27 protein-coding genes and 1 pseudogene are annotated in these 26,563 nt (G+C 69.8%); 19 read left to right on the plus strand and 9 right to left on the minus strand.

Going from position 1 to position 26,563, the window contains the following annotated elements:
* A pseudogene (locus AB0E77_RS32935) lies at positions 1-180 on the plus strand (glucose-6-phosphate isomerase); the annotation flags it as partial.
* Positions 181-269: 89 nt separating this feature from the next.
* On the plus strand, positions 270-1,235 hold the full coding sequence (locus tag AB0E77_RS32940) for a hypothetical protein (protein ID WP_361578270.1): 966 nt from the start codon (positions 270-272) through the stop codon (positions 1,233-1,235).
* 91 nt (positions 1,236-1,326) lie between these two features.
* On the opposite strand, the gene pgl is transcribed toward AB0E77_RS32940, so the two are convergent.
* From pgl to tkt, 5 genes are read right to left on the minus strand one after another with little or no spacing between them, the layout of a single operon-like run.
* A complete protein-coding gene (gene pgl, locus AB0E77_RS32945; RefSeq protein WP_361578273.1) occupies positions 1,327-2,112 on the minus strand; it encodes a 6-phosphogluconolactonase in 786 nt (261 codons plus the stop codon).
* Positions 2,109-3,167 (minus strand): glucose-6-phosphate dehydrogenase assembly protein OpcA, encoded by a 1,059-nt coding sequence (gene opcA / locus AB0E77_RS32950; RefSeq protein ID WP_361578276.1) that lies wholly within the window; start codon positions 3,165-3,167, stop codon positions 2,109-2,111. Before opcA ends, pgl begins: the two co-directional genes overlap by 4 nt.
* Positions 3,164-4,687, minus strand: a complete 1,524-nt coding sequence (gene zwf / locus AB0E77_RS32955; RefSeq protein ID WP_361578279.1) for a glucose-6-phosphate dehydrogenase — start codon at positions 4,685-4,687, stop codon at positions 3,164-3,166. Before zwf ends, opcA begins: the two co-directional genes overlap by 4 nt.
* A 4-nt stretch (positions 4,688-4,691) precedes the next feature.
* The gene (gene tal, locus AB0E77_RS32960; protein ID WP_361578282.1) at positions 4,692-5,810 is read right to left on the minus strand and encodes a transaldolase; all 1,119 of its coding nucleotides are present in this window, start codon (positions 5,808-5,810) and stop codon (positions 4,692-4,694) included.
* A gap of 34 nt (positions 5,811-5,844) precedes the next feature.
* On the minus strand, positions 5,845-7,932 hold the full coding sequence (gene tkt / locus AB0E77_RS32965; protein WP_361578285.1) for a transketolase: 2,088 nt from the start codon (positions 7,930-7,932) through the stop codon (positions 5,845-5,847).
* Positions 7,933-8,304: 372 nt separating this feature from the next.
* On the opposite strand from tkt, the gene AB0E77_RS32970 reads away from it, so the two are divergent.
* The 4 genes from AB0E77_RS32970 to AB0E77_RS32985 all read left to right on the plus strand — a co-directional run bounded on the left by AB0E77_RS32970 (position 8,305) and on the right by AB0E77_RS32985 (position 11,617).
* Positions 8,305-9,258 (plus strand): heme o synthase, encoded by a 954-nt coding sequence (locus AB0E77_RS32970; RefSeq protein ID WP_361578288.1) that lies wholly within the window; start codon positions 8,305-8,307, stop codon positions 9,256-9,258.
* 97 nt (positions 9,259-9,355) lie between these two features.
* Positions 9,356-9,688, plus strand: a complete 333-nt coding sequence (locus AB0E77_RS32975) for a hypothetical protein (protein ID WP_361578291.1) — start codon at positions 9,356-9,358, stop codon at positions 9,686-9,688.
* Between the two features lie 66 nt (positions 9,689-9,754).
* Positions 9,755-10,861 carry an amidohydrolase family protein gene (locus AB0E77_RS32980; RefSeq protein WP_361578294.1) on the plus strand — a complete coding sequence of 369 codons (1,107 nt, stop codon included), beginning with the start codon at positions 9,755-9,757 and terminating at the stop codon, positions 10,859-10,861.
* 18 nt (positions 10,862-10,879) lie between these two features.
* The gene (locus tag AB0E77_RS32985) at positions 10,880-11,617 is read left to right on the plus strand and encodes a nucleotidyltransferase (protein WP_361578296.1); all 738 of its coding nucleotides are present in this window, start codon (positions 10,880-10,882) and stop codon (positions 11,615-11,617) included.
* Here AB0E77_RS32985 and AB0E77_RS32990 read toward each other — a convergent pair.
* The 4 genes from AB0E77_RS32990 to AB0E77_RS33005 are packed head-to-tail and all read right to left on the minus strand — an operon-like array spanning position 11,572 to position 15,208.
* Positions 11,572-12,639, minus strand: a complete 1,068-nt coding sequence (locus AB0E77_RS32990; protein WP_361578299.1) for a COX15/CtaA family protein — start codon at positions 12,637-12,639, stop codon at positions 11,572-11,574. The two genes, AB0E77_RS32985 and AB0E77_RS32990, sit on opposite strands and share 46 nt — an antisense overlap.
* A gap of 22 nt (positions 12,640-12,661) precedes the next feature.
* On the minus strand, positions 12,662-13,444 hold the full coding sequence (locus tag AB0E77_RS32995; protein WP_361578302.1) for an ABC transporter permease: 783 nt from the start codon (positions 13,442-13,444) through the stop codon (positions 12,662-12,664).
* Positions 13,441-14,364, minus strand: a complete 924-nt coding sequence (locus tag AB0E77_RS33000) for an ABC transporter ATP-binding protein (protein WP_361578305.1) — start codon at positions 14,362-14,364, stop codon at positions 13,441-13,443. The genes AB0E77_RS32995 and AB0E77_RS33000 overlap by 4 nt, the downstream gene beginning before the upstream one ends.
* A gap of 31 nt (positions 14,365-14,395) precedes the next feature.
* Complete coding sequence (locus tag AB0E77_RS33005; RefSeq protein ID WP_361578308.1) at positions 14,396-15,208, minus strand: AAC(3) family N-acetyltransferase; 813 nt, start codon at positions 15,206-15,208, stop codon at positions 14,396-14,398.
* Positions 15,209-15,368: 160 nt separating this feature from the next.
* On the opposite strand from AB0E77_RS33005, the gene AB0E77_RS33010 reads away from it, so the two are divergent.
* The 13 genes from AB0E77_RS33010 (at position 15,369) to AB0E77_RS33070 (ending at position 26,184) form a co-directional block, all read left to right on the plus strand.
* Positions 15,369-16,100, plus strand: coding sequence for a metalloregulator ArsR/SmtB family transcription factor (locus AB0E77_RS33010; RefSeq protein ID WP_361578311.1), 732 nt, complete (start codon positions 15,369-15,371; stop codon positions 16,098-16,100).
* Complete coding sequence (sufB, locus tag AB0E77_RS33015) at positions 16,097-17,518, plus strand: Fe-S cluster assembly protein SufB (protein WP_361578314.1); 1,422 nt, start codon at positions 16,097-16,099, stop codon at positions 17,516-17,518. The genes AB0E77_RS33010 and sufB overlap by 4 nt, the downstream gene beginning before the upstream one ends.
* Before the next feature lie 61 nt (positions 17,519-17,579).
* Positions 17,580-18,770 (plus strand): Fe-S cluster assembly protein SufD, encoded by a 1,191-nt coding sequence (gene sufD / locus AB0E77_RS33020; RefSeq protein WP_361578317.1) that lies wholly within the window; start codon positions 17,580-17,582, stop codon positions 18,768-18,770.
* Positions 18,767-19,084: a non-heme iron oxygenase ferredoxin subunit gene (locus AB0E77_RS33025; RefSeq protein WP_351140629.1), complete on the plus strand. Its 318-nt coding sequence runs from the start codon at positions 18,767-18,769 to the stop codon at positions 19,082-19,084. The genes sufD and AB0E77_RS33025 overlap by 4 nt, the downstream gene beginning before the upstream one ends.
* 7 nt (positions 19,085-19,091) lie before the next feature.
* Positions 19,092-19,856, plus strand: coding sequence for a Fe-S cluster assembly ATPase SufC (sufC, locus tag AB0E77_RS33030; RefSeq protein ID WP_361578320.1), 765 nt, complete (start codon positions 19,092-19,094; stop codon positions 19,854-19,856).
* Positions 19,853-21,109 (plus strand): cysteine desulfurase, encoded by a 1,257-nt coding sequence (locus AB0E77_RS33035; RefSeq protein ID WP_361578323.1) that lies wholly within the window; start codon positions 19,853-19,855, stop codon positions 21,107-21,109. The genes sufC and AB0E77_RS33035 overlap by 4 nt, the downstream gene beginning before the upstream one ends.
* A 17-nt stretch (positions 21,110-21,126) precedes the next feature.
* A complete protein-coding gene (gene sufU, locus AB0E77_RS33040) occupies positions 21,127-21,594 on the plus strand; it encodes a Fe-S cluster assembly sulfur transfer protein SufU (RefSeq protein ID WP_361578326.1) in 468 nt (155 codons plus the stop codon).
* Positions 21,591-21,923: a metal-sulfur cluster assembly factor gene (locus tag AB0E77_RS33045; protein ID WP_030403776.1), complete on the plus strand. Its 333-nt coding sequence runs from the start codon at positions 21,591-21,593 to the stop codon at positions 21,921-21,923. Before sufU ends, AB0E77_RS33045 begins: the two co-directional genes overlap by 4 nt.
* Positions 21,924-22,009: 86 nt before the next feature.
* Entirely contained in the window at positions 22,010-22,330 is a 321-nt protein-coding gene (locus AB0E77_RS33050) for a multidrug efflux SMR transporter (protein WP_361578329.1), read from the plus strand.
* Complete coding sequence (locus AB0E77_RS33055) at positions 22,330-22,863, plus strand: TetR family transcriptional regulator (RefSeq protein ID WP_361578332.1); 534 nt, start codon at positions 22,330-22,332, stop codon at positions 22,861-22,863. The genes AB0E77_RS33050 and AB0E77_RS33055 overlap by 1 nt, the downstream gene beginning before the upstream one ends.
* A 130-nt stretch (positions 22,864-22,993) precedes the next feature.
* Positions 22,994-23,983 (plus strand): 2,3,4,5-tetrahydropyridine-2,6-dicarboxylate N-succinyltransferase, encoded by a 990-nt coding sequence (gene dapD / locus AB0E77_RS33060; protein ID WP_361578335.1) that lies wholly within the window; start codon positions 22,994-22,996, stop codon positions 23,981-23,983.
* A gap of 293 nt (positions 23,984-24,276) precedes the next feature.
* On the plus strand, positions 24,277-24,546 hold the full coding sequence (locus tag AB0E77_RS33065; RefSeq protein ID WP_361578338.1) for a barstar family protein: 270 nt from the start codon (positions 24,277-24,279) through the stop codon (positions 24,544-24,546).
* 384 nt (positions 24,547-24,930) lie between these two features.
* The gene (locus AB0E77_RS33070) at positions 24,931-26,184 is read left to right on the plus strand and encodes a hypothetical protein (RefSeq protein ID WP_361578341.1); all 1,254 of its coding nucleotides are present in this window, start codon (positions 24,931-24,933) and stop codon (positions 26,182-26,184) included.
* The last annotated feature ends 379 nt before the right edge of the window (positions 26,185-26,563 follow it).

Raw genomic sequence — 26,563 nt, forward strand, 5'->3', positions numbered from 1 at the left:
GTGTTCGTCCAGGGCGCGGTGTGGGACATCGACTCCTTCGACCAGTGGGGCGTCGAGCTCGGCAAGGTCCTCGCCAAGCGCGTCGAACCCGCCCTCACCGACGGCGCCGAGGTCCCCGGCCTGGACGCCTCCACGAAGGCCCTGGTCACCGCGTACCGGGAGCTGCGCGGCCGGTCGTGAGTCCGGCACGGACAGGCGGGCGGCACCACCCCGTCCGCCTGTCGTAGAATCCCCCGGCGATCATCACGGCAAGCGCTCGGGGGAGCAAGGTGGCACGTAGGCATGGAAGTTGGACCGGCGGCAGGCTGACGGCCCGGTCCCTCCTCAATCCCAAGCAGGCGGCGACCGCGGTGTTCCACCCCGCGTGGATCCCGCCTTCGGTCGATCCCTCGATCGACCAGCTCAAACGCTTCCGGGTCATCGCGGGCGCGGTCGCCTCGCTCGGCGTCTACACCTTCCTCGAGGGCGGCTTCTCGGTCACCGAGCTGCTGGAGAACGCGCTGACGGCCTCCGTCGTCCTGCTGTTCATCACCCCGCTGTCCGTCGGCGCGATGCTCTTCGTCTGGCGGCGCACCGGCACCGTCGGGCAGTTGCGGGGGCCGCTGTTCAACGCGCTCAAGCTGCTGCTGCTGTTCGTCGGCTGCGTCGCCGGCCTGGTGGTGCTCGTCAACATGATCAACGCCTCGGCCAACCCGGCGGTGATCATGATCGGCGGTCTGACGATGCTGTGGATGATCGGGTTCGTGGTCTGGGGGGCCATCAGGGTCTCCGGGAACTTCTTCGGCACCGCCGCCGTCCACCGCTGCCTCCCGGCGCTGCTGGCCACCGTGACGAGCTGGCTGATGGCCATCCCGGACCTCGTCACCGGCGACCTGCACGGGCTCAGCCTCACCCTCGGCATCGTCTTCATCCTGGGCGCGCCCGTCACGGTCACCGCGATCGCCCTGCTGGAGATGGGCCGGCTCAGGCGGCGCTACGGGATCCGGCTGAAGGCCCACCCGGCGACCCTCCCGCCGCTCCCCGGACATATCCCGCCGCCCCACGGGCACTTCCCGCCCGCCGCGCCGCCGTACGTGCCGCCGCAGGGCAACCCGTACGCGCCCCCGTACCCGCCCGCGGGCGCCGGCCACCCGTACACTCCCGGAGCGGGCAACCCCTACGCGCCGCCACCGCAGCCGCCGTACACGCCGCACCCGGGCGGCAATCCCTACTCCCCGGGACCGAGCGGATCCTGACGACCGCCGTCCGCCGCTCGCGTCCGCCGCACACACCGGAACGCCGGGCCCCGTCGAAGCGGGACCCGGCGTTCCGGTGCGTGCGGGGCGGTTATGCCGAGGCCGGCGGGTACATCGTCCGCGGCAGCTGCGAGGCCGCCGCCGCGTCCAGCAGCCACAGGGTGCGGGCGCGGCCCCGTGCCCCGGCCGCCGGGGCCTGGATCTCGCCGGCGCCCGACAGGGCCATCGCCACGGCGTTCGCCTTGTCCTCGCCCGCCGCGAGCAGCCACACCTCGCGGGCCGTGCGGATCGCGGGCAGGGTCAGGGAGACCCGGGTGGGCGGCGGCTTCGGGGAGCCGTGGACGCCGATCACCATGCGCTCCGTCTCCCGCACTCCCGGGTGCTCCGGGAACAGCGAGGCCACGTGGGTGTCCGGGCCGACGCCGAGGAGGAGGACGTCGAAGGAGGGCACCGCCGCGTGGTTCTCCGGCGCGGCCGCCTTCGCCAGCTCCTGCGCGTACGCCGCCGCGGCGGCCTCCGCGTCGTCGCCGTGCGGGCCGTCCGAGGCGGGCATCGCGTGCACCCGCTCCGGGTCCAGCGGCACCGCGTCCAGCAGGGCCTCGCGGGCCTGCGTGACGTTGCGCTCCGGGTCGCCCTCCGGCAGGAAGCGTTCGTCGCCCCACCACAGGTCGAGACGGGACCAGTCGACCGCGTCCCGGGCCGGGGAGGCCGCCAGGGCGGCCAGCAGGCCGTTGCCGTTGCGGCCGCCGGTCAGGACCACGGACGCCGAGCCCCGGGAGGACTGGGCGTCCACGATCTTCGTGATCAGCCGGGCCGCGGCGGCCTCGGCCATCAGCTCCTTGTCCCGGTGCACGACCAGCTGGGGGGTGTCGCTCACTTCGCCGCCGCCTTCCTCACCGGTGTCTTCTCCTGCGCCGCGTCCTTCGCGGGCGCCTTCGCAGCCGTCTCGACGGGAGCGCGGACCGCGAGGGGCCCTTTGTCAGCCGCGCCCGCCTTCCCGTCGCCCGACGCGTTCAGCCGGTCCACCCCGAAGCGCAGCGCCGAGGCGTACGTGTCGTCGGGGTCGAGGCGCCGCAGCTCCTCCGCGATCAGCTCGGCCGTCTCGCGGCGCTTGAGCGCCACGGCACGGGCCGGCTGGCCCTGGATGGAGAGGGTCGCGAGCGAACCGTCGGCCCGGTCCAGGACGACCGGCCCGCAGTCGGTCTCCATCCGGACCGCGGTCAGCCCCGGACCGCCGGACGTGGTCCGCTGCACCGGCACGTCCAGCCGGTCCGCGAGCCACATCGCCAGCAGCTCGCAGCTCGGGTTGTACTCCTCGCCCTCCACCTCGACCGCCTGCACCTTGCAGTCGACCTGGTCCAGGGCCGCCGCGAGCATCGACCGCCACGGCGTGATGCGGGTCCAGGACAGGTCGGTGTCGCCCGGCGTGTAGGCGTCGGCGCGGGCCGCCAGCTCCCGCACCGGCTCCTCGCAGGCGTAGGTGTCGGTGACCCGGCGCTGGGCCAGCGCGCCCAGCGGGTCACCCGCCGGATCCAGCGGGGCGTTCACCGGCCACCACACCACGACCGGCGCGTCCGGCAGCAGCAGCGGCAGGACGACCGACTGGGCGTGGTCGACGACGTCGCCGTACAGCCGCAGCACCACCGTCTCGCCGGTGCCCGCGTCGGCACCGAGGCGGACCTCGGCGTCCAGCCGGGACTGGGTGCGGTCCCGGGGCGAACGCGAGACGCGCTTGATGACGACGAGCGTGCGCGAGGGGTGCTCGTGCGCGGCGTCGCTCGCGGCCTTCAGCGCGTCGTAGGCGTTCTCCTCGTCGGTGACGATGACCAGCGTGAGCACCATGCCGACGGCCGGCGTGCCGATCGCCCGGCGGCCCAGCACCAACGCCTTGTTGATCTTGCTGGAGGTGGTGTCCGTGAGGTCTGTCTTCATGGCCGGCGCCAGCTCCGTCCGTCTCGCTCGAGCATCTCGTCCGCCTCGACGGGCCCCCACGTACCGGACGCGTACTGCGCGGGCGTGCCGTGCTCGTCCCAGTACTCCTCGATCGGGTCGAGGATCTTCCAGGACAGCTCGACCTCCTCGGTGCGCGGGAAGAGGTTCGCGTCACCGAGCAGTACGTCAAGGATCAGCCGCTCGTACGCCTCCGGGCTCGACTCCGTGAAGGACTCGCCGTACGCGAAGTCCATGGACACGTCCCGAATCTCCATCGACGTGCCCGGCACCTTGGAACCGAAGCGGACGGTGACGCCCTCGTCGGGCTGGACGCGGATGACGATCGCGTTCTGGCCCAGCTCCTCGGTGGCCGTCGTGTCGAAGGGGGAGTGCGGGGCCCGCTGGAAGACCACCGCGATCTCGGTGACCCGGCGGCCCAGGCGCTTGCCGGTGCGCAGGTAGAAGGGGACGCCCGCCCAGCGGCGGTTGTCGATCCCGACCTTGATCGCGGCGTAGGTGTCGGTCTTCGACTTGGGGTCGATGCCGTCCTCCTCGAGGTAGCCGACGGCCTTCGCGCCGCCCTGCCACCCGGCCGCGTACTGGCCGCGCACGGTGTCCCGGCCCAGGTCCTTGGGGAGGCGGACCGCGCCGAGCACCTTGGTCTTCTCCGCCGCCAGCGCGTCCGCGTCGAAGGAGGCGGGCTCCTCCATCGCGGTCAGGGCGAGCAGCTGGAGCAGGTGGTTCTGGATGACGTCCCGGGCGGCGCCGATGCCGTCGTAGTAGCCGGCCCGGCCGCCGATGCCGATGTCCTCGGCCATCGTGATCTGCACGTGGTCCACGTAGGACCGGTTCCAGATCGGCTCGAACATCGTGTTGGCGAAGCGCAGCGCCAGGATGTTCTGGACGGTCTCCTTGCCCAGGTAGTGGTCGATGCGGAAGACCTGGTCCGGCGCGAAGACCTCGTGGACGATCGCGTTGAGCTCCTCGGCCGACTTCAGGTCGTGGCCGAACGGCTTCTCGATCACCGCACGGCGCCAGGAGCCGCTCGACTGGTCGGCGAGACCGTGCTTCTTCAGCTGCTGGATGACCACCGGGAAGGACTTCGGCGGCACCGACAGGTAGAAGGCGAAGTTCCCGCCCGTGCCCTGTGCCTTGTCCAGCTCCTCGATGGTGGCGCGCAGCCGCTCGAACGCCTCGTCGTCGTCGAAGGTGCCCTGGACGAAGCGCATCCCCTGGATGAGCTGCTGCCAGACCTCCTCGCGGAACGGCGTGCGGGAGTGCTCCTTGACGGCGTCGTGCACCACCTGGGCGAAGTCCTCGTGCTCCCAGTCGCGGCGGGCGAAACCGACGAGCGAGAAGCCCGGCGGCAGCAGACCCCGGTTGGCGAGGTCGTACACGGCGGGCATGAGCTTCTTGCGGGACAGATCGCCGGTGACGCCGAAAATGACCAGACCCGACGGCCCCGCGATACGCGGGAGCCGCCGGTCTGCTGGGTCACGCAGCGGGTTGCTGCTTGACAAATTGTCAGCCCTCCGAGGGAGCGAGGCGCTTGAGCTCCGCCTCCGTCGACTTCAGCAGGTCGTTCCACGAGGCCTCGAACTTCTCGACGCCCTCGTCCTCCAGGAGCTGGACCACCTCGTCGTAGGAGATCCCGAGCTTCTCGACCGCGTCGAGGTCGGCGCGGGCCTGCTCGTAGGTGCCGGCGACGGTGTTCCCGGTGATCTCGCCGTGGTCCTCGGTGGCGAACAGGGTCGCCTCCGGCATGGTGTTCACCGTGTTGGGTGCGACCAGGTCGGTGACGTACATGGTGTCGCTGTACGCCTTGTCCTTCACGCCGGTCGACGCCCACAGCGGACGCTGCTTGTTGGCGCCGGCCTTCTCCAGGGCGGCCCAGCGGTCGGAGGAGAAGACCTCCTCGTACGCCTGGTAGGCGAGGCGGGCGTTGGCGACAGCCGCCTTGCCGCGCAGCGCCCTGGCCTCGTCGGTGCCGAGCGCGTCGAGCCGCTTGTCGATCTCGGTGTCCACGCGGGACACGAAGAAGGACGCCACCGAGTGGATCAGCGACAGGTCCAGGCCGCGCTCCTTGGCCTTCTCCAGGCCGGTCAGGAAGGCGTCCATGACCTTGCGGTAGCGCTCCAGGGAGAAGATCAGCGTGACGTTGACGCTGATGCCCAGGCCGATGGTCTCGGCGATCGCCGGCAGACCGGCCTCGGTCGCCGGGATCTTGATCAGCGTGTTGGGCCGGTCCACCAGCCAGGCGAGCTGCTTGGCCTCGGCGACCGTCGCCCGGGTGTTGTGCGCGAGGCGCGGGTCGACCTCGATGGAGACCCGGCCGTCCTTGCCGCCGGTGTTGTCGAACACCGGGCGCAGGATGTCGGCGGCGTCGCGGACGTCCGCCGTCGTGATCATGCGGATGGCCTCTTCGACGGTGACCTCACGGGCGGCGAGGTCGGTCAGCTGCGTGTCGTAGCCGTCGCCCTGCGAAATCGCCTTCTGGAAGATCGACGGGTTGGTGGTGACGCCCACGACGTGCTGCTGGTCGATCAGCTCGGCGAGGTTGCCGGACGTGATCCGCTTGCGCGACAGGTCGTCCAGCCAGATCGCGACGCCTTCATCGGAGAGGCGCTTGAGTGCGTCTGTCATGGAAAATGCATCTCCTACGTGTCGTGTGTGAGCGTCAGCGCCGGGCTGCGGCGATCGATTCCCGGGCGGCGGCGGCCACGTTCTCGGCAGTGAAGCCGAACTCCTGGAAGAGGAGCTTGCCGTCGGCCGAAGCACCGAAGTGCTCCAGGGAAACGATGCGGCCGGCGTCACCGACGTACTTGTGCCAGGTGAGACCGATGCCGGCCTCGACCGCGACACGGGCCTTCACGGACGGGGGCAGGACGCTGTCCCGGTACCCCTGGTCCTGCTGCTCGAACCACTCGACGCACGGCATGGACACCACACGGGTCGGCACGCCGTCGGCCTGGAGCGCCTCACGGGCCTCGACGGCCACGTGCACCTCGGAACCGGTGGCGATCAGGACGACCTCGGGCTCGCCGCCCTCCGCCTCGAACAGCACATAGCCGCCCTTGGCGGCGTCCTCGTTCGGCTCGTAGGTCGGCACGCCCTGGCGGGTGAGCGCCAGACCGTGCGGCTGGCCCTTGCCGAACTCCTTCGTCCAGCGGCGCAGGATCTCGCGCCAGGCGACGGCGGTCTCGTTGGCGTCGGCCGGGCGGACCAGGTTCAGGCCCGGGATGGCGCGCAGCGAGGCCAGGTGCTCGACCGGCTGGTGGGTCGGTCCGTCCTCGCCCAGGCCGATGGAGTCGTGCGTCCACACGTACGTCACCGGCAGGTGCATCAGCGCGGACAGGCGCACGGCGTTGCGCATGTAGTCGGAGAACACCAGGAAGGTGCCGCCGTAGACGCGGGTGTTGCCGTGCAGCGTGATGCCGTTCATCTCCGCGGCCATCGCGTGCTCGCGGATGCCGAAGTGGATGGTCCGGCCGTACGGGTCGGCCTCGGGCAGCGGGTTGCCCGCCGGGAGGAAGGACGACGTCTTGTCGATCGTGGTGTTGTTCGAGCCGGCCAGGTCGGCGGAGCCGCCCCACAGCTCGGGGATCACCGCGCCGAGCGCCTGGAGGACCTTGCCGGACGCGGCACGCGTGGCCACACCCTTGCCGGTCTCGAAGACCGGGATCTTCTCCTCCCAGCCCTTGGGAAGCTCGCCCTTGGCGATCCGGTCGTACTCGGCGGCGCGCTCGGGGTTGTTGTCCCGCCACTGCTGGTAGGACTTGTCCCACACGGCGCGGGCCGCCCGGCCCTTCTCCAGAGCCTTGCGGGTGTGGCCGATGACCTCGTCGGAGACCTCGAAGGTCTGCTCCGGGTCGAAGCCCAGGACGCGCTTGGTGGCCGCGACCTCCTCGTCGCCGAGCGCCGAGCCGTGCGCGGCCTCGGTGTTCTGCGCGTTCGGGGCGGGCCAGGCGATGATCGAGCGCATCGCGATGAAGGACGGCCGGTCCGTGACCTGCTTGGCCGCCTCGATCGCCGCGTACAGGGCGTGCGGGTCCAGGTCGCCGTCCGCCTTCGGCTCGACACGCTGCACGTGCCAGCCGTAGGCCTCGTAGCGCTTGACCGTGTCCTCGGAGACGGCGGTCTCGGTGTCGCCCTCGATCGAGATGTGGTTGTCGTCCCACAGCAGGATCAGGTTGCCGAGCCTCTGGTGGCCCGCGGTGGAGGACGCCTCGGCGGAGATGCCCTCCTGGAGGCAGCCGTCACCGGCGATGCAGTAGATGAAGTGGTCGAACGGGGACTCGCCCTCGGCGGCCTCCGGGTCGAACAGACCGCGCTCGTAGCGGGCGGCCATCGCCATGCCCACGGCGTTGGCGACACCCTGGCCCAGCGGGCCGGTCGTCGTCTCCACGCCCGTGGTGTGCCCGTACTCGGGGTGACCCGGGGTCTTCGAGCCCCACGTCCGGAAGGACTTCAGGTCGTCCAGCTCCAGGCCGAAGCCGGCCAGGTACAGCTGGGTGTAGAGGGTCAGGGACGAGTGTCCGGCGGACAGCACGAAACGGTCGCGTCCGACCCAGTTCGCGTCGGCCGGATCGTGCCGCATCACCTTCTGGAAGAGGGTGTAGGCGGCGGGCGCCAGGCTCATCGCCGTACCCGGATGGCCGTTGCCAACCTTCTGTACGGCGTCGGCGGCCAGGACGCGGGCGGTGTCCACGGCCCGCTGGTCCAGTTCGGTCCACTCGAGGTCTGTGGTGGTCGGCTTGGTGCTCACCCTGAGTCAGGGCTCCTCTCCACATGATCGGATGCCGGTGCACGTGGCGCCCACCGGCTGCCGGCGCATTCGTGCGTCGGCCGGCCGCTGACGAGCCTACCCCCGTAAGTACGTGCGTTTTTCCGCTGGAAACCAGACTGCCGGGACTCGTGTGGATCCGCCTGTCGACTGGGCGAAACCGCATTCGGCAAGTGAATACGCAGCCGCTCATCTGACTGCTCAATCGACTCTCCGTACGCACGTCGGAGCGCCCTTCTCAACACGAACGCACCCCCGCGAATGCCGGGGTCTGGGCAACGTCTAAAGTGGCGTGGTACGCGCGAGCCTTTGACGCCACTTCACGGGCAGGCTCGCTGGGAGTCTCTGTCAGGGGTGTGCGTGACGGCCGTTGAATCCCGTCCTGCGGGGGTAATCGGGACGAGCCAGAGCCCGAGTCACCGGCCGTTCGGGGCCCGTGTCAAGGCGTTCGTGGCGCTGACCAAGCCACGGATCATCGAGCTTCTGCTGATCACCACCGTTCCGGTGATGTTCCTCGCGGAGCAGGGCGTGCCCGATCTGAAGCTGGTGCTGCTCACCTGCGTCGGCGGTTACCTGTCCGCGGGCGGCGCCAACGCGCTGAACATGTACATCGACCGCGACATCGACGCGCTGATGGACCGCACCTCGCAGCGCCCGCTGGTCACCGGCATGGTCAGCCCGCGGGAGTGCCTCACCTTCGGCATCGCCCTGGCGATCGTCTCGACGCTGCTGTTCGGCCTCACCGTCAACTGGCTGTCGGCGTGGCTGTCGCTGGGCGCACTCCTGTTCTACGTCGTCGTCTACACGATGATCCTCAAGCGCCGCACCTCGCAGAACATCGTCTGGGGCGGCATCGCCGGCTGTCTGCCGGTGCTCATCGGCTGGTCCGCCGTGACCAACTCGATGTCCTGGGCGCCGGTCATCCTCTTCGGGGTGATGTTCTTCTGGACGCCGCCGCACTACTGGCCGCTGTCCATGAAGGTCAAGGAGGACTACGCGCGCGTGGGCGTGCCGATGCTCCCGGTCATCGCCTCCAACAAGGTCGTCGCCCGGCAGATCGTCATCTACAGCTGGGTGATGGTCGCGGTGTCGCTGCTGCTGACCCCGCTGGGCTACACCGGCTGGTTCTACACGGCGGTCGCCGTCGCGGCCGGCGGCATGTGGCTCTGGGAGGCCCACGGGCTGCAGAACCGCGCCAAGGCCGAGGTCACGGGCGGCAAGCTCAAGGAGATGCGGCTGTTCCACTGGTCCATCACCTATGTGTCGGTGCTCTTCCTGGCCATCGCGGTGGACCCCTTCCTGCGCTGAACACCGCTTCCTCGAGGCATCCGACGGGCGGGGCGCGTGGTCAAGGCCACGCACCCCGCCCGTCGCCGTTCGATCTACCCATCGGTAGCATCTGGGCATGGCAGACACGCAGCAGGTTGACGCGAAGGCCGAGCGCCGGGTGGCCCGGCTGGCACGGCGGATCGACTCCTTCTCCAAGGCGCACGGCGGCGCCGAGGGCCAGGTGGCCTACATCGGCGAGCGCGGCGCCCGTGTCGTACTCGTCGGCGCGGACGGCGGCTGGGGCGACGTCGTCGCGCCCACCTACGAGATCGCGCAGAAGGCCGTCGAGAAGGCCGGGATCACCGTCCACGAGGACTTCGACGGCGAGTTCGCGGCCAAGGTCACGACCGGTCCGTACGAGTGGTCGCGCATGGCCGGCATCCAGATCGGCGGTCCGAGCAACACCTGACGCCGGGTTCACCCGTTAGGACCGTAGGAAGCCGTGAGGCGCACGGTCCCGACGCGGGGAGCCCGGATGATCGAAACGCCGTCCCTGGTGGACCAGTACTGCCACGGCGTCCTGCGCACGGAGCTGGGCCTCGGCACCTTCGAGGCCCAGCTGGCCCGCACCGAGGGACCGCCCGCACCGGGCACCACCCTCTTCGACACCCAGACCGGCTTCGCGGTGCGCCGCTGGTGCCCGCCCCTGCTCGGCCTGGAACCCCACTGCCCGCCCGCCCGCTACCTCGCCCGGCGCCGCGAACTCGGCGTCCTGGAGGCGGACCGCAGACTGCTGCGCGGCAGCGGCATCACCACCTACCTGGTCGACGCGGACCTGCCCGGCGACCTCACGACCCCCGCCGAGCTGGCCGGCGCGGCCGACGCCGACGCCCACGCGATCGTCCGCCTGGAGCTGCTGGCCGAGCAGGTCGCCGACACCTCCGGCACCGTCGAGTCCTTCCTCGCCAACCTCGCCGAGGCCGTGCACGGCGCCGCCGTGGACGCCGTCGCCTTCACCTCCGTCGCCGGAGTCCGGCACGGGCTGGCGCTCGCCCCCGAGCCGCCGGGCCCCGGCGAGGTGCGCGGCGCCGCCGCCCGCTGGCTGGCCGGACGCGAGGTCGGCAGCGAGCTGAGCGACCCCGTCCTGCTGCGCCACCTGTTATGGATCGCCGTCGCCTCGGGCCTGCCGCTCCAGCTGCACGCGGGGCTCGGCGAGCCGGGCCTGCGCATCGACCGCACCGACCCCGTGCTGCTGACCGACTTCGTGCGGGCCACCGCCGGCCTCAGCACCGACCTGGTCCTGCTGCACGGCTACCCCTACCACCGCCATGCCGCCCACCTCGCCGGTGTCTTCCCGCACGTCTACGCCGACTCGGGGGCCGCCCTGGTGCGCACCGGCGCCCGCGCCGCGACCGTGCTCGCGGAGATCCTGGAGCTGGCTCCCTTCGGCAAGATCCTCTTCTCCAGCGGCGCGCAGGGCCTGCCCGAGCTGCACGTCGTGGGCGCGCACCTGTTCCGCGAGGCCCTGGACCGGGTGCTCGGCACCTGGGTGGCCGAGGGCGCGTGGGCGCGGGCGGACGCGCAGCGGGTCGCGACGATGATCGCCGCGGGGAACGCACGCCGGGTGTACGCCCTGGAGTGACCCGAGCACAATGATGCGATGCCGACCGACGCGCTGCTCGACCGCTTCCTCACCGGCCTGATGCCCCTCGGCCCCGCCGCCGTCTGGGCCCACGGCTCACTGGGCGGGGGCGACTACCAGGAGGGCCTCAGCGACCTGGACCTGATCGCGGTCCTGCCCCGCCCGGCCACCGCCCGCACGGCCTGGCGGCTGGGCCTGCTCCACGCCCGCCTGCGCGACGCACCCCTGGCCGGGCGGCTGCACTGCACCTATCTGTCGCCGGACACCGTCGCCGACCCCGAACAGCGGCACCTGACCTGGGCCCACCGGCAGCTGTTCAAACGGACGGTCACCCCGGTCACCCGGCGCGAGCTGCACAGCTTCGGACGCGTCCTGCACGGCGCGCCGCCCGGTCTCCTGCTGCCGCCGGTGCCGGACGCGGAACTGGCCGCGTACGTCCTGCGCAACGAGCGCGACTACTGGCGGCAGGCCGTGCGCAGGGCGGAGCTGTGGCGGGAGGACGTCTGGGTCGACCTGGGCCTGCTCACCTTCGCCCGCGCCACGGTGACACTGCGGGACGGCCGCCTGATCACCAAGCGGGAGGCCCTGGCGGAACTGCCCGGCCTCGGCGCACCCGTCGAGGTCGTCGAGGACATCGCACGGCGGCGCTACGGGACTCCCGCCCCGCCCGCCGAGGAGTGGACGGCCCGCCGCGCCCAGCTGACCCGCGACTACCTGGGGCCCGCCATCGACACGCTGGTGGCCTCGTACTCCTGAACGGGCGGTCCGGCCGCCGCGTCCTCCTCCGGCCGTTCGCGCAGGGACAGCAGCACCCGCAGCACCCCGATCCACACCAGGCACGAGCCGAACATGTGCAGGCCGACCAGAATCTCGGGGAGGTCGGTGAAGTACTGCACGTAGCCGATGAGGCCCTGCGCGAGCAGGATCAGGAACAGGTCGCGGGTGCGTGCCAGCGGGCCCTTGGGGGCGTCGACCGCCTTCAGCACGAACCACAGCGCGAAGGTCAGCGTCACCACGATCCACGCCAACACGGCGTGCCCCTTGGTGATCATCTCCCAGTCGACCGGCATCCGCGGGACGTCGCTGGAGTCACCGGCGTGCGGACCGGCCCCGGTGACCACCGTGCCGACCAGGACGAGCAGCCCCGAGGCGGCGATCAGCACCCACACCAGCTGCTGGACGGCCTTGCCGACCAGGGGGCGCGGTGCCGCGTCGCCCTCCCGGGTCCGCTGCCACATCACCGTGGCCAGGGTGATCAGCGCCGTCGTCGCGACGAAGTGGGCGGCGACGGTGTACGGGTTCAGTCCGACGAGCACGACGATCCCGCCGAGGACGGCGTTGCTCATCACGACCCAGAACTGCGCCCACCCGAGCAGGGTGAGGCTGCGCCGGTACGGCTTCTGCGAGCGCGCGGCGATGATGGCCCAGCCGACCGCGGCGCACAGCACGTAGGTGAGCATGCGGTTGCCGAACTCGATGACGCCGTGGAAGCCCATCTCGCTCGTGGTGGTCAGCGAGTCGTCGGTGCACTTGGGCCAGGTCGGACAGCCCAGTCCCGACCCGGTGAGCCGGACGGCACCACCGGTGATCACGATGATCACCGACATGACGACGGGTGCGAGGGCCGCCCGCTGGACCGTCCGGGGTTCCGGGGTCCAGCGCGCGGCGATGAAGGCGAGCGGGTTGCGCACCGCGGCTGCGGCGTCGGCGCGGGTCACGTTTGGCACGCCGTCCATCGTAGGCGGCCGCTTGTGCACGCGTTCACGAGGGTCGCCCATCACGGCCTCCCCCTGCTCCCGGCTACTCCCAGCGGAAGAACTTCCCGGCGGCCACGAGCCCCACGACCGCCCACGCGGCGAGGATCCCGAGGTCGCCCCACGGCATCCCGGCCCCGTGCTGCAGCACGTCCCGCAGCCCGTCCGACAGGGCGGAGACCGGCAGCAGGCCGAGGACGTCCTGCGCCGCGTCCGGGAACTTGTCCAGCGGCACGATCACCCCGCCGCCGACCAGCAGCAGCAGGAAGACCAGGTTGGCGGCGGCGAGCGTGGCCTCGGCCTTGAGCGTGCCCGCCATGAGCAGCCCGAGCCCGGAGAAGGCCGCCGTGCCGAGCACCATGAGCAGCAGCACGGCGAACGGGCTGCCGTGCGGCGACCAGCCCAGCGCGAAGGCGATGGCGGTCAGCAGGATCACCTGGAGCACCTCGGTGACCAGCACGGACACCGTCTTCGCGGTCATCAATCCCCAGCGCGGCAGCGGGGAGGCGGCGAGGCGCTTGAGCACCCCGTAGCGGCGCTCGAAGCCGGTGGCGATGGCCTGCCCGGTGAAGGCCGTCGACAGCACGGCCAGCGCCAGGACGCCGGGTGCGAGGAAGTCCACGGCCTCGCCCTCGCCGGTGTCGACGATGTCGACCGAGCTGAACAGCACCAGCAGCAGCGTCGGGATGATCACCGTCAGCAGCAGCTGCTCGCCGTTGCGCAGCAGCATCTTCGTCTCGAGCACGGCCTGCGCCGCGATCATGCGACCGAGCGGTGCGGCGCCGGGCCGGGGGGTGTAGGCGCCCGTGGTCGGCGTTGTCGTCGTCATGCGCGCAGTTCCTTGCCCGTGAGCTCCAAAAAGACGTCCTCCAGGGTGTGCCGCTCCACCGAGATGCGGTCCGGCATCACCCCGTGCTGGGCGCACCAGGAGGTCACCGTGGCCAGCAGCTGCGGGTCGACCTTGCCGACGACGCGGTAGGAGCCCGGGGTCAGCTCGGCGGCCGAGCAGTCCGCGGGCAGGGCCTTGAGCAGCGACGCCACGTCGAGGCCGGGGCGGCCGGTGAAGCGCAGCGTGTTCTCGGCGCCGCCGCGGCACAGCTCCTCGGGTGAGCCCTGGGCGACGACCCGGCCGGCGTCGACGATGGCGACGTCGTCGGCGAGCTGCTCGGCCTCGTCCATGTAGTGCGTGGTGAGGATCACCGAGACGCCGTCGCCGCGCAGGTCCCGTACGAGGTCCCAGGTGGCGCGGCGGGCCTGCGGGTCGAGGCCCGCGGTCGGCTCGTCCAGGAACACCAGCTCGGGGCGGCCGACCACGGCCATCGCGAGGGCGAGCCGCTGCTGCTGGCCCCCGGAGAGCCTGCGGTACGTCGTCCGGCCGCACGAGCCCAGCCCGAGCCGCTCGATCAGGGCGTCGACGTCCAGGGGGTGGGCGTGCAGCTTCGCGACGTGGCGCAGCATCTCGTCCGCGCGGGCGCCGGAGTACACGCCGCCGGACTGGAGCATCACGCCGATCCGGGGCCGCAGCTCGGGGCCCTGCCGCACCGGGTCCAGGCCAAGGACGCGCACCGTGCCGGAGTCCGGCCTGCGGTACCCCTCACAGGTCTCGACGGTGGTCGTCTTGCCGGCCCCGTTGGGACCGAGTACGGCGGTGACACCCGCCCGGGCCACCAGGTCGAGGCCGTCCACCGCGGTCTTCGTGCCGTACCGCTTCACCAGGGCCTGGACCTGGACCACGGGCTCGCTTCGCATGGGTCACGAGTCTAGGTACGCCCGTGAGGGCTCAGGCGCGGGGGTGCGCGATGTCCTCCGCACGGGGACGGTGCAGCGGCAGCCACCGCTCGGCGTAGGCGACCGCGTCCGCCAGCGGGAACAGCCGTACGCCGGCCGCGCCGATCCGCCCGCGGACGACGGGGCGGTCCCGCTCGAAATCGTGGCCCAGCTCCTCGAACCGCTCCGAGGTGATCGAGACCTCGGTCACCCGCTCCCAGCCCACCGGTCCCGGCCGCCCCACCTCCACCAGCGGCGAGGGGATCCGGTACTCGGCCAGGTGGAAGCCGGTGCAGGCGTCGTAGCCCGCCCCCAGCAGGAGTATCCGCGCGCCCATCCGTTCCAGGGTCGCGAGCGGGCTGCGCTCGCCGAGGCGGCAGTCGGTGGCGTGGCCCGCGACGACCTCGGCGGCGCGCGGGCCGAGGGCGGCGAAGGAAGTCTGCGGGTGCGCGCTGCGCAGGGCGCCGGGCCAGGTGCGCACGGTCTCGGGGATCACCCCGACGCCGCGCGAGGGCGTGATCAGCGGGTCGTAGGCGGGCATCGCGGCGCGGACGGCGTCCCACCACTCGGCGGGCACCGGCGGACTGCTCCACAGGGCCGGGTCGGAGAGATCACCGGTCTGGGTGGGGACCACCAGGGTGCCGTCCGGACCGAGCGCGTCGAGGAGCCCCTGGACGACCGCGACGGGACCTCCGCAGACCCAGCCGAGGGAGCTGAGCGAGGAGTGCACGAGGAGGGTGTCGTCGGTCCGGACGCCCAGCTCGCGCAGTCCGGCGGCGATCGTGCCGCGGGTGACGAGTGGGCCGGTCGGAGCGGTTGCGGACATGCGGGGGAGTCTTGCCGAAGCCCGGCGTGGACGCCACCGTTTTGATCGATCAAAGATCGTTTTCGCAGGTCACCTTAGGTATGCCTAAGTGACGCAGGGCACCATCAGGCCGTCCGGACGCGGCTTGCCCGCCCTTGAGGAATTACGCAACAATGGCGTTGTGAAAAACGTTGGCGAGGCTCCGCAGGAGGAACTCGCGACCGGTGAGCGGTCCACCCGCAACCGTGTCGCGCGCTCCATCCTGGACCACGGGCCGTCGACCGTCGCCGAGCTCGCCGGGCGCCTGGGCCTGACCCAGGCCGCCGTCCGGCGCCACCTCGACGCCCTGGTCGCCGACGACGTGGTCGAGGCCCGTGAACAGCGGGTCTACGGCACGCGCACGCGCGGGCGCCCCGCGAAGGTCTTCGCGCTGACCGACTGCGGCCGCGACGCCTTCGACCAGTCGTACGACAAGCTCGCCGTGGACGCCCTGCGCTGGATCGCCGACCAGGAGGGCGGGGAGCAGGCGATCGCCGCCTTCGCCCGCGCCCGGATCGCCGCCCAGGCGGGCGCGTACCGCAAGGCCGTCGAGGGCGTCGCCCCCGAACAGCGGACCCAAGCCCTGGCCAAGGCCCTGAGCGCGGACGGGTACGCTGCTACCGCGCGCAGCGCGCCCCGGCCCCAGCAGGGTGAGCAGCTCTGCCAGCACCACTGCCCGGTCGCCCACGTCGCCGAGCAGTTCCCGCAGCTGTGCGAGGCGGAGACGGAATTTTTCGCCGAGCTGCTCGGTACGCATGTGCAGCGGCTCGCGACCATCGCGCACGGCGACGGCGTCTGCACCACGTACGTCCCCAAGACTTCCAAGACCAACGACAACGCATCCGCAAGCACGGCCGGGAGGAACCCCGCATGACTCTCCCCACGGAGACTGCTCACCCTGAGCTCGAGGGCCTGGGCAAGTACGAGTACGGCTGGGCCGACTCCGACACGGCCGGCGCCTCCGCCAGGCGCGGCATCGACGAGGACGTCGTCCGGGACATCTCCGACAAGAAGTCCGAGCCGGAGTGGATGACCAAGCTCCGCCTCAAGGGCCTGAAGCTGTTCGAGAAGAAGCCCATGCCGAACTGGGGCTCGGACCTGTCGGGCATCGACTTCGACAACATCAAGTACTTCGTGCGCTCCACGGAGAAGCAGGCGGAGTCCTGGGAGGACCTGCCCGAGGACATCAAGAACACGTACGACAAGCTCGGCATCCCCGAGGCGGAGAAGCAGCGCCTCGTCGCCGGTGTCGCGGCCCAGTACGAGTCCGAGGTCGTCTACCACCAGATCCGCGAGGATCTGGAGGAGCAGGGCGTCATCTTCCTCGACACCGACACCGCGCTCAAGGAGCACCCGGAGCTCTTCAAGGAGTACTTCGGCACGGTCATCCCGGCCGGCGACAACAAGTTCGCCGCGCTGAACACCGCCGTGTGGTCCGGCGGCTCCTTCATCTACGTGCCGAAGGGCGTGCACGTCGAGATCCCGCTCCAGGCCTACTTCCGCATCAACACGGAGAACATGGGCCAGTTCGAGCGGACCCTGATCATCGTCGACGAGGGTGCCTACGTGCACTACGTCGAGGGCTGCACCGCTCCGATCTACAAGAGCGACTCCCTCCACTCCGCCGTGGTCGAGATCATCGTCAAGAAGAACGCCCGCTGCCGCTACACGACCATCCAGAACTGGTCGAACAACGTCTACAACCTGGTCACCAAGCGCGCCGTGGCGTACGAGGGCGCGACCATGGAGTGGATCGACGGCAACATCGGCTCCAAGGTGACGATGAAGTACCCGGCCGTCTACCTCATGGGCGAGCACGCCAAGGGCGAGACCCTGTCCATCGCCTTCGCGGGCGAGGGCCAGCACCAGGACGCCGGCGCCAAGATGGTCCACATGGCCCCGAACACGTCCTCCAACATCGTCTCCAAGTCGGTGGCGCGCGGCGGCGGCCGCACCTCCTACCGCGGTCTGATCGAGATCGGCGAGGGCGCCCCGGGATCCAAGTCCAACGTGCTGTGCGACGCGCTGCTCGTCGACACCATCTCCCGCTCGGACACCTACCCCTACGTGGACGTCCGCGAGGACGACGTGTCCATGGGCCACGAGGCGACCGTCTCCAAGGTCTCCGAGGACCAGCTCTTCTACCTGATGAGCCGTGGCCTGAGCGAGGACGAGGCGATGGCGATGATCGTGCGCGGCTTCGTCGAGCCGATCGCCAAGGAGCTGCCGATGGAGTACGCGCTCGAACTCAACCGGCTGATCGAGCTCCAGATGGAAGGCGCGGTGGGCTGACCCGCCCCCGGTCCTGACCGTCCAGCCCCTTACGTAACGGAAAGCGAGCACTACGACAGCCATGGCTGAGGCTCAGAACATCCCGGTGGGCTCCACCACCGCCGGTGCGATCGCGGTGGCCGCCGAGGCCGACTCGACCGTCGCCACGCGCATGAGCGCGCCCCCCTCCTTCGACGTGGCGGACTTCCCGGTCCCGCACGGCCGCGAGGAGGAGTGGCGGTTCACCCCGCTGGAGCGGCTGCGCGGCCTGCACGACGGCACCGCGACCGCCACCGGCGAGGGCGTGAAGATCGCCGTCGAGGCCCCCGAGGGCGTCACCGTCGAGACCGTCGGCCGCGACGACGCCCGGCTCGGCAAGGCGGGCACCCCGGTCGACCGCGTCGCCGCCCAGGCGTACTCCGCCTTCGAGCAGGCCGGTGTGGTCACCGTCCCCAAGGAGACGGTGCTCACCGAGCCGATCCGCATCGCCGTGCACGGCGAGGGCGGGGTCGCCTACGGCCACCAGCTCGTCCAGCTCGGTGCCTTCGCCGAGGCCGTCGTGGTCATCGACCACACCGGTGACGCGGTGCTCGCCGCCAACGTCGACTTCGTCCTCGGTGACGGCGCCAAGCTCACCGTCGTCTCCGTCCAGGACTGGGACGCCAAGGCCGTCCACGTCGGCCAGCACAACGCCCTGGTCGGCCGTGACGCCAGCTTCAAGTCGGTCGTCGTCACCTTCGGCGGCGACGTCGTCCGCCTGCACCCGCGCGTCCAGTACGCCGGTCCCGGCGGCGAGGCCGAGCTGTTCGGCCTGTACTTCACCGACAAGGGCCAGCACCAGGAGCACCGCCTCCTCGTCGACCACAACGTCCCGCACTGCAAGTCGAACGTCGTCTACAAGGGCGCGCTCCAGGGCGACGACGCGCACGCGGTGTGGATCGGCGACGTGCTCATCGAGGCCAAGGCCGAGGGCACCGACACCTACGAGATGAACCGCAACCTCGTCCTCACCGACGGCGCGCGGGTCGACTCGGTGCCGAACCTGGAGATCGAGACCGGCGAGATCGTGGGCGCCGGCCACGCCTCCGCCACCGGCCGCTTCGACGACGAGCAGCTCTTCTACCTGATGGCGCGCGGCATCCCCGAGATCGACGCCCGCCGCCTGGTGGTCCGCGGCTTCTTCGCCGAACTGGTCCAGCAGATCGGTGTCCCGGACATCGAGGAGCGCCTCCTCGCCAAGATCGAAGAGGAGCTGGAGGCGTCGGTCGCATGACCTTCGTACGCGTCTGTGGAGCGGACGAGCTGGAGGAGGACACCCCCAAGAGGGTGGAACTCGACGGCACGCCGATCTCCGTCGTGCGCACGGAGGGCGAGGTGTTCGCGATCCACGACATCTGCTCGCACGCGAACGTCTCCCTCTCCGAGGGCGAGGTCGACGACTGCCACATCGAGTGCTGGCTGCACGGCTCGCGCTTCGACCTCCGCTCCGGCAAGCCCGACAGTCTTCCGGCGACGCGCCCCGTCCCCGTTTACCCCGTAAAGATCGAAGGGGACGACGTGCTCGTCTCCCTCACCCAGGAGTCCTGAGGCACCCATGGCAACGCTTGAAATCCGAGACCTGCACGTCACCGTCGAGGCCGACAACGCCACGAAGGAGATCCTCAAGGGCGTCGACCTCACCGTGAAGCAGGGCGAGACGCACGCCATCATGGGCCCCAACGGCTCCGGCAAGTCGACCCTCGCCTACTCGCTCGCGGGTCACCCCAAGTACACGATCACCGGCGGCACCGTCACCCTCGACGGCGAGGACGTCCTCGAGATGTCCGTCGACGAGCGCGCCCGCGCCGGCCTCTTCCTCGCCATGCAGTACCCGGTCGAGGTCCCCGGCGTCTCCGTCTCCAACTTCCTGCGCACCTCCGCCACCGCCGTCCGCGGCGAGGCCCCCAAGCTGCGCACCTGGGTGAAGGAGGTCAAGGAGGCCATGCAGCGCCTCAACATGGACCCCGCCTTCGCCGAGCGCAACGTCAACGAGGGCTTCTCCGGCGGTGAGAAGAAGCGCCACGAGATCCTCCAGCTCGAGCTGCTCAAGCCGAAGGTCGCGATCCTCGACGAGACCGACTCCGGCCTGGACGTCGACGCCCTGCGCGTCGTCTCCGAGGGCGTCAACCGGGTCCGCGAGACCGGCGAGGTCGGCACCCTGCTGATCACCCACTACACGCGCATCCTGCGCTACATCAAGCCCGACTACGTCCACGTCTTCGCCAACGGCCGCATCGTCGAGTCCGGCGGCGCCGAGCTGGCCGACAAGCTGGAGGCCGAGGGCTACGAGGCATACACGAAGGGCGGCGCATCCGAGTGACACAGCTGCCGGGCCTCCTCGACACCGAGGCGATCCGCAAGGACTTCCCGATCCTGGACCGAGTGATCCACGACGGCAGGAAACTCGTCTACCTCGACAACGCCGCGACCTCGCAGACCCCGCGCCAGGTCATCGACGTGCTCGACGAGTACTACGAGCAGCACAACGCCAACGTCCACCGTGGCGTGCACGTCCTCGCCGAGGAGGCCACGGCGCTGTACGAGGGCGCGCGTGACAAGGTCGCGGAGTTCATCAACGCACCGTCGCGCGACGAGGTGATCTTCACCAAGAACGCCTCGGAGTCCCTCAATCTCGTGGCGAACATGCTCGGCTGGGCCGACGAGCCCTACCGCGTGGACCACGAGACCGAGATCGTCATCACGGAGATGGAGCACCACTCCAACATCGTGCCGTGGCAGCTGCTCGCGCAGCGTACGGGCGCGAAGCTCCGCTGGTTCGGTCTCACCGACGACGGCCGTCTGGACCTCTCGAACATCGACGAGATCATCACCGAGAAGACGAAGATCGTCTCCTTCGTGCTCGTCTCCAACATCCTGGGCACCCAGAACCCGGTCGAGGCGATCGTGCGCCGCGCCCAGGAGGTCGGCGCCCTCGTGTGCATCGACGCCTCCCAGGCCGCGCCGCACATGCCGCTGGACGTACAGGCCCTCCAGGCCGACTTCGTGGCCTTCACCGGCCACAAGATGTGCGGTCCGACCGGCATCGGTGTGCTGTGGGGCCGCCAGGAGCTGTTGGAGGACCTGCCGCCCTTCCTCGGCGGCGGCGAGATGATCGAGACCGTCTCGATGCACTCCTCCACCTACGCCCCGGCGCCGCACAAGTTCGAGGCGGGCACGCCGCCGGTCGCCCAGGCGGTCGGTCTGGGCGCGGCGATCGACTACCTCAACTCGATCGGCATGGACAAGATCCTCGCCCACGAGCACGCGCTGGTCGAGTACGCGGTGAAGCGGTTCGCGGAGGTCCCCGACCTGCGCATCATCGGTCCGGCGACGGCCGAGGAGCGCGGCGCCGCGATCTCCTTCACCCTGGGAGACATCCACCCGCACGACGTGGGCCAGGTCCTGGACGAGCAGGGCATCGCGGTCCGGGTCGGCCACCACTGCGCGCGGCCGGTCTGCCTGCGGTACGGAATTCCTGCGACCACGCGAGCGTCGTTCTATCTGTACTCCACGCCGGCCGAGATCGACGCGCTGGTCGACGGCCTGGAGCACGTACGGAACTTCTTCGGCTGACGGGACGAGCGAATCGCATGAAGCTGGACTCCATGTACCAGGAAGTCATCCTGGACCACTACAAGAACCCGCACGGGCGGGGCTTGCGGGATGGCGACGCCGAGGTCCACCACGTCAATCCCACCTGCGGTGACGAGATCACGCTCCGAGTGAAGTACGACGGCACGACGATCAGCGACGTCTCGTACGAGGGGCAGGGCTGCTCCATCAGCCAGGCCTCCGCCTCCGTACTCAACGATCTGCTGGTCGGCAAGGACCTCGCCCAGGCGCAGAAGATCCAGGAGACCTTCCTGGAGCTGATGCAGTCCAAGGGCAAGGTCGAGCCCGACGACGCCATGGAGGACGTCCTGGAGGACGCGGTCGCGTTCGCCGGGGTGTCGAAGTACCCGGCCCGGGTGAAGTGCGCCCTGCTGAGCTGGATGGCCTGGAAGGACGCGACGGCCCAGGCGCTGGACGCCGACGCCGAGAAGGAGACGACGGCATGAGCGAGACCGTGGAGATGAAGCCGGCCTCGGAGGAGGAGCTCCGCGAGGCCCTGATGGACGTCGTCGACCCCGAACTGGGCATCGACGTCGTCAACCTGGGCCTGATCTACGGCATCCACGTCGACGACGCGAACATCGCGACCGTCGACATGACCCTGACGTCGGCGGCGTGTCCGCTGACGGACGTGATCGAGGACCAGGCCAAGTCCGCCACGGACGGCCTCGTCAGCGAGCTGCGCATCAACTGGGTCTGGATGCCGCCGTGGGGCCCGGACAAGATCACGGACGACGGTCGCGAGCAGCTGAGGGCGCTCGGGTTCAACGTCTGAGACACACTGCGTGGGAGAACGGCGGTGCCCGGTGGGCGCCGCCGTTCCGCTGTCTGTGACGGGGTGCGTTATGTACGCTCGTACACATGGGATATCTGCTCCTGGCCGGAGCCATCGCCGCAGAGGTCGCCGGGACCACCGCCATGAAGTACAGCGAGGGCTTCAGCAGGCTGGGCCCCTCGGTCCTGACCGCCCTGGGCTACCTGATCTCCTTCGCGTTGCTGGCCCAGACCCTGAAGACCCTCTCCGTCGGCACGGCGTACGCCATCTGGTCCGGCGTGGGCACCGCGGCCATCGCCACGATCGGGGTGGCGTTCATGGGTGAGGGCATGACCCTCACCAAGGCGGCGGGCATCGCGCTGATCATCGTGGGCGTGGTGGTGCTGAACCTGGGCGGGGCGCACTGATGGCCGTCCGGCGGTACGACCCGGAGCGGCGTCAGCGCATCATCGACGCGGCGATCCGCGTCGTCGGGGCGAAGGGCATCGCGGGGCTCAGCCATCGCACGGTCGCCGCGGAGGCGGACGTGCCGCTGGGCTCCACGACGTACCACTTCGCGACCCTGGACGACCTCCTGGTCGCAGCCCTGCGCCAGGCCAACGAGGGCTTCGCGAAGGCCCTGGCCGCCGAGGCGGCGCTGTCGGACCCGGAGGCCGACCTGGCCGACGCTCTCGCCCACGTCCTCGGCGAATGGCTGGGCGGCGACGGCGTGGAGCTGGAGTACGAGCTGTACCTGGCCGCGCTGCGCCGTCCGGCGCTGCGTCCGGTCGCGGCGGAGTGGGCGGAGGGCGTGAGCACCCTCCTGGCCGCCCGCACGGACCCGGTGACGGCGCGGGCACTGGTGGCGGTGCTGGACGGGATCTGTCTGCAGGTGCTGCTGACGGGGGCGCGGTACGACGAGGAGTACGCGCGGGTGGTGCTGGGGCGGGTACTGGGCTGAAGGGGTGGGTGTGGGGCGGGCGTGAGGGAGACCGCGGGGTGGGTGAGGCCGCCGGGGGCGGGGCGACCGGCACGTGAGACGGCCGGTGGCCGGTTCGCACCCGACGCCCCCCGCCGGTTAGGTTGCCCTCATGACCGACACGACTGCTCCTCGCACCACCGGCGCCGTGGCCGCCGGGCTCGCCACCATCGCCGCCGACGGCACCGTCCTCGACACCTGGTTCCCCGCCCCCGAACTGTCCGCCGAGCCCGGCCCGGCCGGCACCGAGCGGCTCTCCGCCGAGCAGGCCGCCCAGCTCCTCGGCGGCGGCGCGACCGCGGCGGTCGGTCCGGATGCCCGCCGTGGCGTCGAGGTCGTCGCGGTCCGCACGGTCATCGCCTCGCTGGACGACAAGCCGATCGACGCCCACGACGTCTACCTGCGCCTGCACCTGCTCTCGCACCGCCTGGTCAAGCCGCACGGCCAGAACCTGGAGGGCATCTTCGGCCACCTCGCCAACGTCGCCTGGACCTCGCTCGGCCCGGTCGCCGTGGACGACGTCGAGAAGGTCCGCCTCAACGCGCGCGCCGAGGGCCTGCACCTCCAGATGACCTCGATCGACAAGTTCCCCCGCATGACGGACTACGTCGCCCCCAAGGGCGTTCGCATCGCCGACGCCGACCGCGTCCGCCTCGGCGCGCACCTCTCCGAGGGCACGACCGTCATGCACGAGGGCTTCGTCAACTTCAACGCGGGCACGCTGGGCACGTCGATGGTCGAGGGCCGCATCTCCGCGGGCGTCGTCGTCGGAGACGGCTCGGACATCGGCGGCGGCGCGTCCACCATGGGCACGCTCTCCGGCGGCGGCAACGTGATCATCGCCATCGGCGAGCGGTGCCTGGTCGGCGCCGAGGCGGGCGTGGGCATCGCGCTGGGCGACGAGTGCGTGGTCGAGGCCGGCCTGTACGTCACCGCCGGCACCCGCGTCACCATGCCCGACGGCCAGGTCGTCAAGGCCCGCGAACTCTCCGGCGCCTCGAACATCCTCTTCCGCCGCAACTCGGTCACGGGCGCGGTGGAGGCCCGCCCGAACAACGCGGTGTGGGGCGGGCTGAACGAGGTGCTGCACAGCCACAACTGACCAACGGCGGCCGTGACCTGCGGCCGCCTTATCGATCAACGTCCTGACCTGCTGCCGAGCTGTCGGTAGTTGTCGGCGTTGGTTGACATTGAGCGCCCTTCCACGGCCCGAGGACGGCCCGGGAGGGCGCTCGTGCGTGAGCGCCGCTCTACAAGTTCGTTCTCGTTCTGGTCCGGCGGGGGCCCGCCTCGGGCACCAGTGCCGCACACGACCGCCGGTTGCCGCTGCCGTCCGCTGCCGTTGATGTCACGCGTGGATGTCAGACCCCTGCGACCGCATGCGAGCATGTCACCGTGATCACCATTGACGTCAGCGAGGTGACCGACGAGCGCGCCCTGCACCTGCTTCTGAAGCGGGAGTTGGGTTTCCCGGACTTCTACGGCATGAACTGGGATGCCTTCTGGGACTCAATCACCGGACTGGTCAGCATCCCTACCCATGTGCGCTTCCTCGGCTGGGATCAGCTCGCGGCCGGCGTTCCCCGCGGCGCCGCCATGCTTCGCCGGGCACTCGACGACTACCAAGCCACGTACCGGCCGGAGTTCATCGCTCAGTATGCCTAGCGATGAGCAATCTCCGGGCTTAGGCATGACTCAACCAGTGTCGCAGATCATCTCCGGGCGCCCAGGCCAGAGCGGGGTGTGGGTGGTCACCAGTGGGTGCCGGCTGTCAGCGTTGGTCGGCCTCGGACGGCCCAGGGACGGCCCAGGGACGGCCCAGGGACGACTCAGTCTTGCTAGACGGTGGCGAGGTCACGGCCTCGCAGTAGGCGGGCACTCGGGTATGGCGCCCGCTCAGCGGGAATGGCTGCGGCCAGCCGTCACTTTCCACTGCTGGTCTGCGCCGAGGTACAGCCCTGGCTCAGGCCTCTGCACTCGGGGAATCTGCATGCGCGAGCAGCCGGACCCGCCCCATACTGCTCATCCATGACAAATACGGAGGCACATGTGGACCTGAGCGCCGAGGTATACGCCTGCTGTGAGATTCCCTGGGCCGCAACTACCGTCGAGGGAAATTACTATTCCGTCCAGGTAAATACGCATTTTGGAGATGAGCATGTTCCCGCCATTGTCGCCTTGACGACACTGTCACCAGGGACCGGATTCGGCGAGGGAATAAACCCTGGGACCTATGAAGGCACCGTGAGGCTGTTCGGGGATGACCATCCAGAATGGATCGATGAAGCCGCATTCGGCACACCCGACGCCTCGCCACCAAGAACGAGTGTCTCCCTCAGCTTTACCCTTCCAGATTGGAGCCAGCTCTACCTTTCGGACGAGAATGGCCAACCCATAAAAAACCCACCGAAATTTGAGGACTTTTACGATTGCATCCTATTCGCGATCAACCAAGCTCTATTTAGCGCAGCCGAGGACGGGCCAATTCTCGCTGGACCCATCTCGCACGGAGATCTCATCGGTGACGGCCTGGTACGCATTAATCCAGCAATCTCCAATGAACCATTTTACGTGAGACTTCCAGCCACCAGTCCGCTCGGATCCTACTCCTCAGACCGTGAAGGCTATCCCGTCATTTCCGCAGAAGCGGGCCTAGAGTTGGCATACTCTGAACTCAGCTCTTCCGCTCCTGTGCGCAGACTGTTCTCCTGGATGCGGCGATCTGTGCTTCGCGCCCACCGGAAGGAATGGGCAGAAGCGATCGTGGCACAGCAGGCCGCTCTGGAAGACTGGATGCATCATCTGGTTTGCGGGATAGCTGCAGACCACGGCTATACGAGCGCAGAGTTCGCATCTGCGGGCCTTGAAGAGAAGAACGCTGCAGAGACATTCGGCATTCTCTCATCACACTTGGGCGGCGACCCCACAGCCGCCTCAAACGCCCAGAAGACAGTTTGGCGGAACCGAAATTCAGTTGTCCATCGCGGTGAACGGGCAACAGAAGCGCTGTTTCGAGAGGCGTATAATGCTGCCCTATTCTTGCAAAATTGGAGCCAGGAAAGATTGCTGACCCCTGAGGTCGCGAGACGTCATCCGATTACGTCTTGGGTTCTCCATCACGACGATGCCCCGCTCACTCCTGCAGCCAGGGCGGCTATTGCGGAAATGATCCAGAAATCCGACCTGGTCTCGTTGCCGATGGTTAACGATCAGCGGCCGCTGACCATCTTCCCTCCCCGAAACATCCGGCGTCCAGGTGAATGCTGGGGCAAGGGAGCGAAGGTTCCGCGTCCCTTTGAGTAGAAGGAGCGGTCCCCGTAGAGAACCGACACATACCAACAGTCGGTGGAGCGGCTTTGGGCTGGAGCTGCTTTGGGGCGAGTGATCTTGGCCCCGTAAGCTGATGGCGAGTCGGGCAGTCTGTGGACCTGCCTGTTAAAGCACGACGTTGGGGCCAAGATCTTAGAGGCTCGCCCCAAAGTGGCTGCCTAACTGGCTGTTCTCTATCCGCTCGGGTGACCGGGTGGGGTTCGAACAGGGGCCTGGTGCGGGTGAGTCGGCCGGTGCGGGTGCATGGAAGAAGGGCCTCTTGGTAGCTCGCGGATGTCGAGTCCAGCGAGGATCAAGAGGCCCTGTTGTCGAAGTGTCGCGTGGTCACGGTTGCCGGGTCCAGTCCGTCCAC

It is taken from the genome of Streptomyces sp. NPDC032940 (assembly GCF_040636935.1).
Taxonomy (GTDB): domain Bacteria; phylum Actinomycetota; class Actinomycetes; order Streptomycetales; family Streptomycetaceae; genus Streptomyces.